General features: G+C 69.0%; 9 protein-coding genes. 4 read left to right on the top strand and 5 right to left on the bottom strand.

The window, feature by feature from the left end; all coding sequences use genetic code 11:
- Positions 1–12: 12 nt before the first annotated feature.
- From OCJ37_RS00495 to OCJ37_RS00480, 4 genes are all read right to left on the bottom strand, one after another.
- Positions 13–1032 carry a cupin-like domain-containing protein gene (locus tag OCJ37_RS00495; RefSeq protein ID WP_263111704.1) on the bottom strand — a complete coding sequence of 340 codons (1020 nt, stop codon included), beginning with the start codon at positions 1030–1032 and terminating at the stop codon, positions 13–15.
- Positions 1033–1037: 5 nt separating this feature from the next.
- Positions 1038–1802 (bottom strand): SapC family protein, encoded by a 765-nt coding sequence (locus OCJ37_RS00490; RefSeq protein WP_263111703.1) that lies wholly within the window; start codon positions 1800–1802, stop codon positions 1038–1040.
- A gap of 140 nt (positions 1803–1942) precedes the next feature.
- A complete protein-coding gene (locus tag OCJ37_RS00485) occupies positions 1943–5110 on the bottom strand; it encodes a TonB-dependent receptor (protein WP_263111701.1) in 3168 nt (1055 codons plus the stop codon).
- Between the two features lie 775 nt (positions 5111–5885).
- Positions 5886–7067: a class I SAM-dependent rRNA methyltransferase gene (locus OCJ37_RS00480; RefSeq protein ID WP_263111700.1), complete on the bottom strand. Its 1182-nt coding sequence runs from the start codon at positions 7065–7067 to the stop codon at positions 5886–5888.
- A gap of 256 nt (positions 7068–7323) precedes the next feature.
- Between OCJ37_RS00480 and OCJ37_RS00475 the strand changes: the two genes are divergently transcribed.
- The 4 genes from OCJ37_RS00475 (at position 7324) to OCJ37_RS00460 (ending at position 11500) form a co-directional block, all read left to right on the top strand.
- The gene (locus OCJ37_RS00475; protein ID WP_263111699.1) at positions 7324–8277 is read left to right on the top strand and encodes a TerC family protein; all 954 of its coding nucleotides are present in this window, start codon (positions 7324–7326) and stop codon (positions 8275–8277) included.
- Positions 8278–8380: 103 nt separating this feature from the next.
- Positions 8381–9169 (top strand): rhomboid family intramembrane serine protease, encoded by a 789-nt coding sequence (locus OCJ37_RS00470; protein ID WP_263111698.1) that lies wholly within the window; start codon positions 8381–8383, stop codon positions 9167–9169.
- A gap of 279 nt (positions 9170–9448) precedes the next feature.
- The gene (locus OCJ37_RS00465; RefSeq protein ID WP_263111697.1) at positions 9449–10309 is read left to right on the top strand and encodes an acid phosphatase; all 861 of its coding nucleotides are present in this window, start codon (positions 9449–9451) and stop codon (positions 10307–10309) included.
- Between the two features lie 336 nt (positions 10310–10645).
- Positions 10646–11500 (top strand): acid phosphatase, encoded by an 855-nt coding sequence (locus tag OCJ37_RS00460; protein ID WP_263111696.1) that lies wholly within the window; start codon positions 10646–10648, stop codon positions 11498–11500.
- Between the two features lie 536 nt (positions 11501–12036).
- On the opposite strand, the gene OCJ37_RS00455 is transcribed toward OCJ37_RS00460, so the two are convergent.
- Positions 12037–15063, bottom strand: coding sequence for a TonB-dependent receptor plug domain-containing protein (locus OCJ37_RS00455; RefSeq protein ID WP_263111695.1), 3027 nt, complete (start codon positions 15061–15063; stop codon positions 12037–12039).
- Positions 15064–15173 lie beyond the last annotated feature (110 nt).

The following is a 15173-nucleotide window of genomic DNA, read 5'->3' as shown; positions in this document are numbered from 1 at the left end:
CCCGGCGTGTGGTCAGCGGTTGAGCTTGGCCAGCAGCATCGCGCGCAGCTGCCGCGCGCGCGTGTCGTCGATCGGCCCGAGCAGCTGCCGCGCCGGCGCCGGCAGGTGTTCGCCGGCGCGTTCGGACGGCCCGAACACGTAGTACTCGAACACCTCGCGCCAGGCCGCCTTCTCCGCCTGCGGGCGGTCGCGCAGCGCCCACATCGCGTGGTACAGCGCCGGCAGCGGCGCCGCCAGCCAGGCCGGGGCGCTGCTCCACCAGTAGTTGACCAGCACGTTGAACGCCTCCAGCCCTTGCACGTGGTGCCACCACATGGCGGGCAGGAACAGCGCATCGCCCGGTTCCAGCACCGCGCTGCGGGCATGCGCCAGCGCCTCGCGGAAGCGCGGATGGCGCGCGAAGTCGGGCGCGTCGAAGTCGACCACGCTGATCGCCTGCCCGCCCGGGGTCGGCTCCAGCGGACCGGGATAGAGATTGCCGATCTGCTCCGGCGGAAACACCGTGAAGCGGCGCCGGCCGACCGCGCAGCAGGCCAGGTTGTTCGGCGCGTCGTAGTGGCAGGACGCGGTGATGCGGTTGCCGATCCAGATGCTCGGCCGGGTCTGCACGCCGTGCGCGGCGAAGTCCACGTCGTTGCCGGCGCGCAGCCCGGGCAGACTGTCGTCCACCGGCAGCGAGGCCAGGTAGTAGGCCGGCGGCCGCGGATCGTCCAGGTGCGCGGCGATCGCGTCCAGCAGGCCGGGCAGGTCGCCGCGCCGCACCTCGAAATTGAGCGCGGTGAAGGTGTCGTCGTAGAACGGCCGCCCGGCGATCTCCGGCGCGCCGTAGGAATAGTGCAGCGCGCGGCCGTTGTCGTGCCTGCGCAGCAGGTCCATCGCCTGGCCCGTGCCGCGCAGCCCGGCCTGGACCAGCGTCCAGTCGCGCACCAGCCCGCGCAGCACCACCGGCTCGCCGGCAGCGAGCAGGTCGGCCAGCGGCAATGCGCCGGGCCGGCAGTCGCTGCGCTCGGCGATCGCCGCCACCGCCGCCATGCCGCTCAGGCGGCCTGCCCGGCGGTGGCCGCGGCGGCGTCCAGGTGCTGCAGGCGGCGCTGCTTCTCAGCCATCAGCCGGCGCATGTTGTGCAGCGAGGCCAGCAGCAGGTAGGCCCCTTCCAGGTAGCCGGCGCGGTGCAACCCGTGCAGCGACGGCGCATCCAGCGCGGCCAGCCGTTCGCGATCGATGCCGTACAGGCCGGCCAGGTGCACGTTGTGCGCCTGCCCGAGCTGCACGTCGATGCGCAGCGGCTGGATCAGGCCCAGCGCGTCGAACGCGGCGAACATGGCGTTGCCGCCTTCCACGCCGTCGCGGATGCCGCGCAGCACGGTGATGATGTGCTCCAGGTACGGGCTGTGCCCGCCTTGCGGCAGGAACACCCGCTCGCCCTCGCCGAAGCTGACCCGCGGGTGGTCCAGGTCGACGTGGATCACCGGTTCGCGGCGCAGTTCGCCGCCCTCGTGCCGTTCCTGGAACCCGATCAGGAACGGCCCCTTGGCGACGATGCCGGGCAGGTACGCCGCGTTCCAGTGCGCGCCCTGCAGGAACAGGTTTTCCTGCTGCTCGAAGCCCAGCAGCGCCACCGACTGGAAGGCGCCGGTGTCCGGGTCCTTGCGCAGCAGGATCGGGTATTCGCGCTGCAGCTCGGCGAATTCGGTCGGGAACGCCTGGACCACGCCGGTGGCGTCGCCGAACTCCGGACCGAAGCGCAGGATCACGCGCAGGTCTTGGTGGGCGACGTTGTTGAGCAGTTCGTATCGGGCCATCTGTCCTCCAGCGGGTCGGTGGCGAATCCGGCAGGCGCCGCGCCACGCGACCATTGCAGCAAAGCGCCGCGCCCGCAAGACGCGGTGCGGCGCACCTGCCGTTGCCGCACGCGGCCGCCGCCGCGCGCGGCCTGCCGGGCTCAGAAGTTGTAGCGCACCCCCAGCGTGTAGCGCGGGCTCTGGTCGATCACCTTGATCACCTGCTTCTCCGAGCGCCCGTGCCAGCGCACGTCCTCGGCGGTGATGTTGATCGCCTCGAAGCCCACCGACAGGTTGTCGGTGATCGCGTAGCTGACGCTCAGGTCCAGCTGCCGGTACGGCTCGACGTAGTACGGGTTGCGGCTGGAGCCGTTCTGGTTGGCCGCGATCAGGTATTCGTCGCGCCAGTTCCAGGCCAGGCGCGCGCTCCAGCCGTACTTCTCGTACATCAGCATGACGTTGGCGGTGTCGCTGAGGCCGAGCAGCGCGAACTGGTCGCGGTCCAGCACGGTGTTGTCGTAGCCCACGTCGCCCTTGACCACGGTGTAGTTGGCGTAGACGCCGAGGCCGGTATCGCCCAGGAAGTACTGACCGCCCAATTCCCAGCCGTGGATCTTGGCCTTGTTCTGGTTGATCGGACGCGACACGTCGAACTCGTACAGCGGATCGTCGGCTTCGCCGACCAGGTCGTAGGCGTTCTCCAGCGCCAGGGTCTGCGCCGAGCTGCCGTTGTAGGCGCCCAGCCCGCCGGTGGCCGCAGCGTTGCGCAGCAGCGCCATCGCCGAGAACAGCGAGGTGTCGTTGGCCGAACACGCCGCCGCCACGTCGTTGCCGGCGGCGCCGACCTGCGCGGCGCAGGCCCCGCTCTGCAGGAACGCCAGCGCCGCCTGCGCGTCCGGTCCGGAGGTCGGGTCGGTCAGGCCGTACAGGTTTTCGCGGGTGACGCTGGTGCCGATGAAGTTGGACACGCGCTTGTCCCAGAACGTCAGCGACACATAGCTGGCGTCGGCGAAGTACCACTCCAGCGCCAGGTCCAGGTTGTTCGATTCCAGCGGATCCAGGCTCGGGTTCTCCGCGCTGCCGGACGCGCGGGTGGAGGGGTTGATCAGGATCGAGCCGGACGGCGTGCCCGGGGTCGGCCCGGCGATCATGTTGGTGTACGGCGCCCGCGCGATGCTCTGCCCGAACGAAGCCCGGGCCTTCAGCGTGTCGGTGAGGTTGATGCTGAAATCCAGGTTCGGCAGGATGTGGCTGTAGCTGTGCTTTTCGCTGAACGGCTGCAGCTCGGTGGAGCGCAGCAGCTGGAAGTCGTTGTTGGCCTGCCACTGCAATGCGGTCGGCGTGGCCACCTGCGAGGTGGAGACCACGTCGGTCTTCTCATAGCGCACGCCGATGCGGGTATTGGTGGTCATGCCGCCGAGTTCGCCATCGAACTCCAGTTGCATGTAGGCGGCGCGGGTCTTCTCCTCGACCTCGTTGTCGGAGCTGTACTGCGGGTTGTAGCGCGTGGTCGCGCCATAGGTTTCGCCCGCCCATTGCGCCAGCTGGTCGGCATTGCCGCGCCAGGCACCCGGCGCGGCGCCGGAGGCGTTGAAGTCGTCGAACATGCCGGTGATGCCGACCGGCTGCAGCAACGCGATCATGCCCGGCTCGTTGCCGGCGTTGGCCACGCTCCAGTCGCCCAGCGCCGAATAGGTATCGCTGATGCGCCGGCGCATCGTGGTCTTGGCACTGTCCACGCCGAACTGGAAGCGGCCATTGTCGAAGTCGAACTGGCCGTCCACGCGCCCTTCCTTCACCTCCGTCACCTGGCTCTGGTAGTAGATGCGCAGCACCTGCGAGCCGATTTCGGCCGGGGAGAAGTCCTGGTTGAGCAGGCCGTTGGTCCCGGCGACGGAGTCGGCCGCGGTCGGGTACCAGGTGCGCGCGCCGATCGGCAGGCTGTTGTTGAAATACAGTTCCTGTGCCCACTGCCCGCCGCACTGCGTGCCGCCGGTGCAGTTGTTGGTGCCGGCATAGCTGAAATAGGTGGCGCTGCCGCCGGTGACCGGATCGTTGGGCAGGCTCTGGGTCTTGGAGTTGTGCGCGTCGAAGGTCAGGCGCAGGCGGTCGGTGGCCTGCCAATCGGCGTTGAAGCCGAGCGAGCCGAGCTTGTACTTCTGCATGTTGCGCTGCTGTTCCATGCCGAAGTCCTTGGCGCCGTTGGGCACGTCGCGCAGGTACACCGGCGTGGCCACCGCCTGGCCGGTGTCGAACACCAGGTCGGTGAAGCTGTTGGCGCGCTGCAGCCAGATGCCCTGCTCGCCGCGGTCCTCGCGGATCTCGTTGCTGGAGTAGGTGTAGTCCAGGGTCAGGGTCAGGGCATCGGTCGGCGCGAACTGCACCACCGCCTGGCCGTTGAGCCGCTCGCGCTCGAAGTCGGCGAAGGCGTAGCGCAGGTCGTTGGGCATGCCGTAGAGCTGGCCGATCGCCGGCGCGTTCTGCACGACGGCGTCCGGGCGCAGCGCCGGATCGGTGCCGGTCCAGCGCTGGATGTTCCAGCCGTTCTCGGTCGCCTGCACCGAGCCGCCGCGGCGCTTCTGGTAGCTGCCGCTCAGGCCGATGCCCCAGGTCTTGTCCGGGTTGGTGTAGCTGAAGATGCCGGACACCTCCGGGGTGATCTTGTCGTCGAACGGCTGCGATTCGTCGTACGCGGCCTTGGCGCCGGCACTGGCCACCAGGCCTTTGTGGTTGAACGGGCGGTCGGTGAGGATGTTGATGGTGGCGCCGATGCCGCCGCTGGGCGCGTTGGCGCGGCTGGTCTTGTACACCTCCAGGCCGGTGATCGACTCGGACGCGAGCTGGGCGAAGTTGAACGCGCGGGTGCCGCCGTCCACGCCGCCGATCGGCACCGCGCCCGGCGCGCCGAACGCGTCGGCGCCGGGGATCACGCGGCCGTTGAGGGTGACCGCATTGAACTGCGGGCCGAAGCCGCGCGCGGTGACCTGCGCGCCTTCGCCGTCGCGGCGTTCGATCGAGATGCCGGTGATGCGCTGCAGCGACTCGGCCAGGTTGGTGTCGGGGAACTTGCCGATGTCCTCGGCGCTGATCGCATCGACCACGCCGGCGTTGTCGCGCTTGATGCCCATCGACTGGTTGAGGCTGTTGCGGATGCCGGTGACGCTGACCGTATCCAGCGTGGTGGCGTCTGCCGAGGACTGCTGCTGGCTCGTCTGGGCCTGGGCCTGGGTCTGCGGCGCCTGCTGGGCGAACGCCGGATTGATCACCAGCACCCCGCCGACGAAGGTGAACATGGCCTTGGAGCGGAACTTCTTCAACTGCTGACGCATCAGAATGTCCTCGGTGCTGGAGTCGGACGGGCAACGCCGTCTGCGGCGTCCGGCGCGGCGGTTGCCCGCGCCGAAGCTGTCCCTGGTACGTGACATGCATCGCTGCATGCCTGCATGTGATTCCCCTTGCCTCTCGATCGATGGATGAATCGCGCCTTCCCCCCGAAGGGCGCCGGGTGCGCCATCGCGCGCCCGCTTCCGACCCGGGCGCCGACCGAGCCGCCCGCTACCGCCAATGCCGGTATTCAACTCGAAGCAACTTCCCTGCGGCGCTGCCGCCGCAGCGGGCGATGCGATGGCCACGGCATCAACACCTGGCTGATCGTGATAGCGCTATCACCCGACCGCGCAAACCTAATCCCGTGTGCCGGCGTTTGTCACCGTGCGGCGCAACAAAGCTACGTCACGCAGACATTCGCTGGGATGCAGGCCCCGATGTAAGCGTTACCAGCTGGCAGCGTTGCGCAAGCGGCGCGTGGCCCGCTGTGGATGGATTGGTGGCGCGTGTCGCCGCGAGGCACGGACCCGGGCGCAGGCCATGTCGACGCTGCCACGTTGCGCGGCACGCTGATGTAGACAAATGGATGGGGCGCGACCCGGCGCGAGGCATTGCGGCACGGCCTGCATGCGCCGGGCATGCATCCGCTGCGTGGTGACGGCGGCGGCATGCCTGGAAGCGCTTTCATGCACGGCCGCATGGCACGCCGGCAGACCGGCACGCGGTCGCGCGGCAACATTCTTGCTGCGCGCGGCAAGCGCCGCGCGCAGCGGCGGCTCAGTTCAGCACGCGGCAGAACACCGCTTTCAGATAGCGCGATTCCTGCACGTGGGCCATGAACGGGTGGTCGGCGCCGGCCCCGGCCACCTTCAGGATCTGGATGCTGCGGCCGGAGAAATAGGCGGCGCGGCGCAGCATGTCCAGGAACTCGTGCTCGGCGACCAGGCCGGTGCAGGAGAACGTGGCGAACAGGCCGCCGGGCGCGACCACGCCCAGCGCCAGCTTGTTCATGTCCAGGTACTTCTTCAGCGCCGGGATCACCTGGTCGCGGTCGCGGGTCATCTTGGCCGGGTCCAGGATCACCACGTCGTAACGGTCGCCGCGCACGGCCGCGTCGCGCAGGTACGGGAAGATGTCGGCCTGCACGAACTTCAGGCGCACGTCGTTGAGCTTGGCGTTGCCCTTGGCGATCTCGATCACGTCCTCGTCGATGTCCACGCCGACCACTTCCTCGGCGCCGCGCACCTTGGCGTAGACGGCGAAGCCGCCGGTGTTGCAGCACAGGTCGAGCACGCGCTTGCCGGCCACCTGCTGGCTCAGCCACTGCCGGTTCTCGCGCTGGTCGGCGAAGAAGCCGGTCTTGTGCGCGCCGGCCGGGTCGGCGCGGAAGCGCACGCCGTATTCACTGATGATCGCCGGCTCCGGGCGCTCGCCGCTGCTGGACACCGGGCGGTAGTCGAAGCTCTCCTGCTTCTGCACGTGCTCCTCGGCGAAACTGTAGAAGCGCGCGCCGGGAAACTGCGTGCGCAGCGCGGCGTAGATCCAGTCGCGGTAGCGGAACATGCCGGCGCTGAAGAACTCCACCACCAGCAGGTCGCCGTAGCGGTCCACCACCAGCCCGGACAGGCCGTCGCCCTCGGCATGCACCACGCGCCAGGCGTCGGACACCGCGTCCAGCTTCAGCACGTCGCGGCGCAGCGACACCGCCTCGGCGATCTTGCGCGCGAACCAGGCTTCGTCGACCGCGACCGCCGGGTCGATCTCGAGGATGCGCACGGCGATGCGCGAATGGCCGTTGTAGAAACCGCGGCCGATCCATTCGCCGTCCACGCCGACCACGTCGACGAGGGAGCCCGGCTTGGGCTTGGCGGCGGGCTTTTCGACCAGTTTCTGGAAGATCCACGGATGGCTGGAGCGCCAGGCGTTCTTGAGGCGGACTACGGGCAGGGGGGTATTCATGAACGCCATTGTATCCGCCCGGATTGACGCCACCGCCGCCAGCCGCAAGAATGGGCGCAGAAGGGGAGTAGCTCCCGACGTTGTCGCCGTCAATTCGAGCCCGCAGGCTCCGGTGCAACGGCAGCCAGGACACCGGCTGCGAGCGAGACCTTCGCCGCAGTGGCGAAGGCATTCCTCTGGCAACGACCCATCGTTTCCGTCCAGGACGCCTCGCCGCCACGGCCCGAGGTTCAACCTTCACTGACGGGAATTCCCCATGCAAACGATAGGCAACGTGTGGTTGTGGAGCGGTTTCGCGATCGTGGTGATCGCGGCGCTGCTGGCGGATCTGGTGCTGATGCGCCACGGCGGTCCGCACAAGGTCACCTTCAAGGAAGCGCTGTGGTGGAGCCTGGGCTGGATCGGCCTGGCGCTGGCGTTCAACGCCGGCCTGTGGTGGTACCTGCGCGAGACCATCGACGTGGCCACCGGCAACCAGTACGCGCTGGAGTTCCTGACCGGCTACCTGGTGGAGAAGTCGCTGGCGGTCGACAACATCTTCGTGTTCCTGATGATCATGAGCTACTTCGCGGTGCCGGAGGAGCAGCGCCAGCGCGTGCTGGTGATCGGCGTGCTCGGCGCGATCGTGCTGCGCGCGGTCATGATCTTCGCCGGCTCGGTGCTGCTGACCAAGTTCCACTGGCTGCTGTACGTGTTCGGCGCGTTCCTGCTGCTGACCGGCATCAAGATGTGGTTCTCGGCGGGCAAGGAGCCGGACCTGGAGGCCAACCCGGTGCTGCGCTTCATGCGCAAGCACCTGCGCCTGACCCCGCAGTACCACGGCAACGCGCTGAGCGTGACCCAGCAGGGCAAGCGCTGGTTCACCCCGCTGTTCGCGGTGCTGATGCTGATCGCCATCACCGACGTGATCTTCGCGGTGGACAGCATCCCGGCGATCTTCGCGATCACCACCGACCCGTTCCTGGTGCTGACCTCCAACGTGTTCGCGGTGCTGGGCCTGCGCGCGATGTTCTTCCTGCTGGCGGGCATGGCCGACCGCTTCCACCTGCTGCCGTACGGGCTGGCGATCGTGCTGGTGTTCATCGGCACCAAGATGCTGATCATCGACCTGTACAAGATCCCGGTGCTGGTGTCGCTGGCGGCGGTGGCGCTGGTGATCGGCGCGACGGTGGCGCTGAGCCTGCTGCGCCCGGCCAAGCCGGCGCATTGAGGCGCGGGGCTGGCCGCACGCCGCGGATTGTCCCGCGGCCGCGGCCAGTCCCTCCCACCGGCGGCGCCTTGCCCTGGGCGGCGGGCGTCGCCATCCAGGGACCATGGACACCTCTTCCTCGCTCTCCCCGCCCCCGCCCGCCGACGATGTCCAGGCGCAGGACCGCTTCGACCGCGCCCGGATCCTGCGCGCCTTCAACGCCAGCCTCGCGCTGATCGCGGTGCTGGTGGCGGTGTTCGCCAGCCAGGGCCTGTTCGACTGGCGGCCGTGGTCGGTGGGGCCGCAGCAGGTCAGCGGCCTGCTCGGCGTGCTGACCGCGCCGCTGCTGCACGGGTCGCTGGAGCATCTGGCCGCCAACGCCGGCGCGCTGCTGATCCTGGGCACGCTGGCCGGCAGCGTGTATCCGCGGGCCACCGTGGCGGCGCTGCCGTTGCTGTGGCTGGGCTCGGGCCTGGGCGCATGGCTGCTGGGCGAACCCGGCAGCCACCATCTGGGCGCCAGCGGCGTCACCCACGGGTTGCTGTTCCTGGTGTTCGTGCTGGCGCTGCTGCGCCGCGACCGCGCCGCGATCGCCGCCAGCATGATCGCGTTCCTGTTCTACGGCGGCATGCTGGTGACGGTGCTGCCGCACGAGGCCGGCGTGTCCTGGCAGTCGCATCTGGGCGGCGCCGTGGGCGGCGCGGTCGCCGCGCTGCTGCTGCGCCACCGCGACCCGCTGCCGCCGCGCAAGCGCTACAGCTGGGAGGACGAGGACGAAGAAACGCTGGCGGCGCTGGACGACGAACTGGAACCGCCGCCGCCGGCGCAGGTGCCGGTGCTGTGGCAACCGCCGCCGGCGCCACGCGGCGTGGTGCTGCGCTTCCCGCCCCGGCAGGAGCGCGACGAGGGCTGAGGCCTCTACCGAGGACGTGACTGCCGCTGCGCGGCGCGACGGCGGCTGTCGGTATGCAGCATCTGGCCGGACTAGGCCTTGCTGGAGAATGAGTCCAGCTGTTCACAAGTGACGTGGGCTTTTTGTGGGAGCGACTTCAGTCGCGACGCATTGCCGGTAAAGCCCGTCGCGACCGAAGTCGCTCCCACAGATCGCCGCCCCTCGACCTGCGCAAGGCCGCCTGCCGCGCCGCAGCGCCGGCCGTACACTGGCCGACCCGTCGTCGCCGCCCGAGACCGCATGTCCGCGTTCCCTGCCTTCCGCTTCCGTCTCGCTGCGCCTGCCCTGCTCGCGGCCGCGCTCGCCGCCTGCAGCACGCCAGCGGCGCGCGCGCCGAGGCCCGCGCAGGAACAGGCGATGGCCGCGGCGGAGCCGGACAAGGCCATCGGCTACCTCGCCCCTGCCGCGGTCCCGGCCAGCCTGCAGCTGGTGCCGCCGCCACCGGCCGAGGGCACGCCTGGCGAGGCACTGGACCTGGCGGTCAACCGCGAAGCGCTGGCGCTGCGCGGCAGCGCGCGCTGGCGGCAGGCCGCGCGCGACGCCGACCTGAGCTTCCCCGCCGGCGCCGGCCAGTTCGCCTGCGCGCTGGGCGTGGCCATCGACGCGCAGCGCACCCCGCACCTGTACACCTTGCTGGAACGCAGCCGCATCGACGCCAGCGCCGCGACCAAGGCGGCCAAGAACCACTACCGGCGGCCGCGCCCGTTCATGCGCAACCAGCAGCCGACCTGTACCCCGGACGACGAGGACGGGCTGCGCCGCAACGGCTCCTACCCGTCCGGGCACAGCGCGATCGGCTGGGCCTGGGCGCTGATCCTCGGCGAGATCGCGCCCGACCGCGCCGATGTCCTGATCGCCCGCGGCCGCAACTACGGCGAGAGCCGGCTGGTGTGCAACGTGCACTGGCAGAGCGACGTGCTGGCCGGCCGCTTCCTGGGCGCGGCCGCGGTGGCGCGGTTGCACGCCGATCCGGCGTTCCGCGCCGACCTGGAGGCGGCGCGCGGCGAGATCGCACATGCACGCGCGCAGGGCGCCACGCCCGGCGAGGACTGCGCGGCGCAGGCGCAGACGCTGCAGGTGCGTCCCGCCAGCGCCCTGTAGCAGGCCGCCGGCAGGATCCGGCCCCTCTGCGCCATCCGCAGACGCCACCGGCACTCACCGGTAATCAGCCTGGCGGGAAGGCGCGACCAGCGTCGCGCCCCGGCACCGGTTCGGCCGCGGAGCGTGCGCGCTCCAAGCCGGGGTCTGCTTCGCAAGAGGGGTCAGGTTCGAGGCTCGGCCACGCCACGCGCACCGCCGCCACGCGCCCGCGGCCGGCACTGGCACAGACCGCATCGGCGTTTGCCTGACGCCAGCTGTACAGCGATCGCAACGGCGCCACGCGCTGTCACATTCGCGCCTTCAGATGGCCGCTTTCCCCCGCAGTGGATTTTCGCCATGGTTCGTCGTTCCTCCCGTTTCCCCGTGCTCGCCGGTCTCGGCCTGGCGCTGGCCGCCGCGATCGCCGCGCCGGCCCTGCTGCAGGCCGAGCCGCCTGCCGCGCCGGCGTCCACGCCGATGGCCGAGGCCAAGGTCAGCGGTTACCTGAGCCCGGCGCAATTGCCCGACAGCCTGCTGCTGGTGCCGCCGCCGCCGGCCAAGGGCTCGCCCGGGCGCGCGCTGGACGAGGCGGTGAACCAGGAAGCGCGGGCGATGCGCGGTACCCCGCGCTTCGCGCTGGCCGCGCAGGACGCGGAACTGCACTTCCCCGGCGCGGCCAACCACTTCAGCTGCCCGCTCGGCATCGAGATCGGCGCCCAGCGCACCCCGCACCTGTACCGGCTGCTGCAGCGCGTGGCCGAAGACGCCGGCGACGCCGCCGAGAAGGCCAAGGCCTACTACCACGTGCCGCGCCCGTTCATGGACAACGGCGAACCCAGCTGCACGCCCGCCGACGAGGCCGAGCTGCGCCCGAACGGTTCCTACCCATCCGGCCACACCTCCATCGGCTGGGCCTGGGCGCAGGTGCTCAGCGAGGCCGACCCAGCGCGCACCGATGCGCTGATGGCGCGCGGCCGCAGCTATGGCGAAAGCCGCATCGTCTGCAACGTGCACTGGCAGAGCGACGTGCTGGCCAGCCGCATCGTCGGCGCGGCGACCGTGGCCAGGCTGCAGGACAACCCGCAGTTCCGCGCCGACCTGGAGGGCGCGCGCAAGGAGATCGCCGCCGCGCGCGCGCAAGGCCTGAGGCCCGCCAAGGATTGCGCTGCGGAAGCCGAGACGCTGCAGGTTCGGCCGGCGAGCGCGCTGTAGGGCGGTATCGCTGCGGTAGTGATCGGTCGCGGCTGAAGCCGCTCCTACAAAAAGCGTGCATGCCGCTTGCGCCGAGCCAGGCACGCTCTTGTGTAGGAGCGGCTTCAGCCGCGACGCTTTTCGCCGGGGGCGCCCTGCTTCGTTGCGTCGACACTGAAGCTGCTTCTACGGGAGGCATTGGGCGAACAGCGCGCACCCCTGCCTTTGGACGGCCGCGAAGCGACCGCGACGGCCGGCTGGGCACGTCGCGGATTTCCGCCAGGGACCTGCAGACATGCCCCAGCGGTATGGCCAGGCCGGCACTGGGCAGACTCGCTCCGGCCGCCGGACGATCGAGGCGCGCGCGTTCGCGTACCGCAATCCCGCCCCGCGACCTGTGTGCACCAGGACTGGAGCGGCTGGATGCCGATGCAGCAGATCGACGCACTGCGACCGGCGGCCAGCACCGACCTGCCGCCGGATCCGCTGCCACACCGCAAACGACGAGCCCGGCTAAGCCGGGCTCGTCACATGTACTGCTGCTGCAGCAACCTGCATCAATCAAACCGGTAAACGACCTCCGCAGCCACTTCGCGGCCCACCGGGTTGGCCACGCAGTAGGCGAACCCGCCGCACCACTTGTCCTGATAGTGATCGTCGAGGATGTTGTTGACGTAGAGGTTCAGGCGCAACGCGTCCGAGGCCTGGTAGCCGAGGCTGGCGTTCCAGTAGATCCTGTCCTGGTTGTAGTACTTCACCAGTTCGCTCTGCTGCCCGTAGCTGATGCTGCGCTCGCCTGCCGCGTTCGTGCGCAGATCCGTGCAGTCGGTGGCCACATCCGGACGGAAGCCGTTGGGCAGCGCGGTGCAGCCAGCGAAACGGTCGCTGCGGGTGCCCGCCGTCCAATCCACGTAGAGCACCGCGGTCCAGGGATCCAGGTTCCAGGTCGCGCTGGCGCGCCCGCGATAGCGTATCTGCCGGTCCTGGTCGCGGGTGTTTTCGAAGAGATCGCCCGGGAACTGCGCAATCTTGTAGGTCAGCTGTCGGGTGTAGTTCAGCGCGAACTCGAAATTCCCCCAGTGATCGGTCTGCAGGCTGTAACGGGACGCCACGTCGACGCCGCTCACGCTTTGCCTGGCGCGGTTGATCGGGCCGATCTCCACGCGGGTGACCACGCCGTTGGCGTCGCGCGTCACGCGGCTCAGCTGCAGGTCGCACAGCGCCTGGCTGGGCGGCGTCCGGGCCGGCTTGTCGGCGGGCTGCTGCCCCGTGATGCAGTAGGCCTCGTCCAGCAACACCTGGTCGGCACCGACGTCGTCGATGGCATCCTCGATGTTGATCCGCCAGTAGTCGGCGCTGACCGAGAAGCCTTCGAACGCGTCCCAGACGAAGCCGTAGGTGAGCGAGTCACCGGTTTCGTACAGCAGGTCCTGCGAACCCTGCCGGGCGATCAGCGGATTGTCGATGTGGTACGGATCGCCATCGCCGCCGGGGCAGTTGCTGGTCTGGCGGTTGGGATCCCTCAAGCAGGTCAGGTAGTCGACCTGGTCGGCCACGCTTTCGCTGGGATCGGCATAGACGTAGTGCATGTCCGGTGCGCGGAAGCTGGTGGCGTAGCTGCTACGCAGCAGCAAGGTGGAGAATGGGCGCCACTCCAGGCCGACGTTGTAGGTGTTGGCGGCATCGTCGGCAACGGCGTCGTAACGGTCGTAGCGACCGGCGGCCGACAGCGTCAGGCTCTTGAGCAAGGGGATCTTGAATTCCACGCCCGCCGCATAGCGCTTGCGTTCGCCGCCGCCGGTCTCGACATTGCCAAAGGGCGTTTCATACACGGGATTGAGGCCCATGGTGTTGGGGTCGGGCGTCAGCTTGTAGCCCTGCTCCGCAGCTTCCAGGACGCCTGCAAAGCCGATCGGGCCGGCCCACCCTTCGAACAGATTGCCGCTGAGTACGGCATTCGCCTGGGTGAGCCAAGTGCGCGACTTCTTGTCGCCGACCGCGCGCACGCCTTCATAGTCGCTGGTGGACACCGGATTCCAGAGCCGGTCGTAGTCGGGCGCATGGATTTCCAGGCCGCTGGCCGCATCGGTGCCCAGCGACGGCCCCAGGAAGAATTCCGCCGCCCGCCCGTTGTGGATGGTCGGGAAAAGCTCCTTGATCTCGTATTCGGCGCGGCCGGCCATCACTTCCCAGTCGAAGCGATCACTGAACACGGTGCCGCGCAGGCCGACGCTGAAATCCCAGTTCTTCTCCTTGGACTTGGTCAGCGCGTGGTCTTCGCCGCCGATCTCGCCGGGTGTGAAGTAGCGCAGCAGGCTGCGTTCCTGGCCACTGTCGCGATCGATGTAGTTCTGGCTGGCCCAGGCCGGCATGAAGGTATTGCTCTTGCCGGTCGAATCCCAGTACCCGTAGGTGGCCCAGGCTTCGACGTCGCCGAACTGCTTGGTGCCGTACAGATAGAGCGAGAGGTCCTTGCTGGAATTGCGCAGGGTCCAGTGCTGGAACACGGAACGATTGGCGCATTGCCAGCCGGTATCGGTCTGCGCGCCGTTGAAATCGTTGTACAGGACGCGGTTGTGCTCGTAGAAATCGCCGCCGAACCGATCGCAGGCGCCGGTCGGCGGCCTGAGCCGTAGATTGTTTGCCACGTCGAGCAGACGGATGCCGGCCTGGGGCGTATTCGTCGCGGCATTCTGCTGCACGCCACCGTAGGTCCAGTTGCGGCGCGGCGAATCGGACTCCTCGTCCATGAAGGGCCGTTCGTGCGACCACAACGGCTTGCGGTCGAAGTACTGCATCGTATAGGCAACGCTCCAGTCCTCGCCGTGCCGGCCACCGGACCAGGAGACGTCGCGCACGTCGCGGCCGCCCTCGGTGGTGGTGCCGTAGCGCGCGCGCAGGGTGTCGCCGTCGATGTCCTTCTTCAGGATGACGTTGACCACGCCGGCCACCGCGTCGGAGCCGTAGATCGCCGAGGCGCCGCTGGAGAGCACCTCGATGCGATCGACGATGCCGGTGGGGATGTTGTTGTAGTTGGCGAAGTTGCTCTTGCCCTGGTACGGCATCGGATAATCGGCCACGCGGTGGCCGTTGATCAGCAGCAGGCTGCGCCCGGGGCCGAGGTTGCGCAGGTTGAGCGGGCTGGCGTTGACCGAGCTCTGACCCCAGTCGTAGTCGTTCTGCACGTTGCCGGTGACCTCGGTGAGCGAGCCGAGTGCTTCGTAAACCGTGGTGAAGCCTTCCTTCATGATCTGCGCGCCGGTGATCACCGTCACCGGCGCCGGGCCTTCGACGTCCGAGCGCTTGATGCGCGAACCGGTGACCATGACCGAATCGAGCGTCCTCGCCTTTTCATTGGTCCCGGCCGCGGCGGACGGATCGGTCCGCTCCGCGGGCGGCGGCGGCGCGTCCTGCGCCTGGGCCAGCACGGTTGACGGCGAAAACAGAGCCAGTGCGAGCGCACTCGCCATGGCGTTGCGATGGAATGTTGAGTGCTGCATGTAGCCTCCCCGAACGTTGAAAATCAGGCCTAACGGTCCAACGCGATGGATGGAATCCCCCGAATTGCCGTGTTCGCTCGACATGCGAAATGTCAGCCGTGTGTCATCGATCCCCCGGTGGCGAACATACGCGAGATAAACGGCCGATAAATGTGATGTTCGTCGCCTTTTGGAACGATCTAAGACGCCTCCTC

The organism is Xanthomonas sp. AM6, from assembly GCF_025665335.1.
Lineage (GTDB): Bacteria > Pseudomonadota > Gammaproteobacteria > Xanthomonadales > Xanthomonadaceae > Xanthomonas_A.
Note: the sequence above shows the minus strand (reverse complement) of the source record. Positions and strands in the feature narration are given on the sequence as shown.

What these genes read in the sequence shown, in the direction of transcription:
- OCJ37_RS00465 (WP_263111697.1), top strand. Translation starts at nt 9,449, where the DNA reads ATGTCCGCGTTCCCTGCCTTCCGCTTCCGTCTCGCTGCGCCTGCCCTG.
- OCJ37_RS00485 (WP_263111701.1), bottom strand. Translation starts at nt 5,110, where the DNA reads ATGCGTCAGCAGTTGAAGAAGTTCCGCTCCAAGGCCATGTTCACCTTC.
- OCJ37_RS00470 (WP_263111698.1), top strand. Translation starts at nt 8,381, where the DNA reads ATGGACACCTCTTCCTCGCTCTCCCCGCCCCCGCCCGCCGACGATGTC.
- OCJ37_RS00495 (WP_263111704.1), bottom strand. Translation starts at nt 1,032, where the DNA reads ATGGCGGCGGTGGCGGCGATCGCCGAGCGCAGCGACTGCCGGCCCGGC.
- OCJ37_RS00460 (WP_263111696.1), top strand. Translation starts at nt 10,646, where the DNA reads ATGGTTCGTCGTTCCTCCCGTTTCCCCGTGCTCGCCGGTCTCGGCCTG.
- OCJ37_RS00475 (WP_263111699.1), top strand. Translation starts at nt 7,324, where the DNA reads ATGCAAACGATAGGCAACGTGTGGTTGTGGAGCGGTTTCGCGATCGTG.
- OCJ37_RS00480 (WP_263111700.1), bottom strand. Translation starts at nt 7,067, where the DNA reads ATGAATACCCCCCTGCCCGTAGTCCGCCTCAAGAACGCCTGGCGCTCC.
- OCJ37_RS00455 (WP_263111695.1), bottom strand. Translation starts at nt 15,063, where the DNA reads ATGTCGAGCGAACACGGCAATTCGGGGGATTCCATCCATCGCGTTGGA.
- OCJ37_RS00490 (WP_263111703.1), bottom strand. Translation starts at nt 1,802, where the DNA reads ATGGCCCGATACGAACTGCTCAACAACGTCGCCCACCAAGACCTGCGC.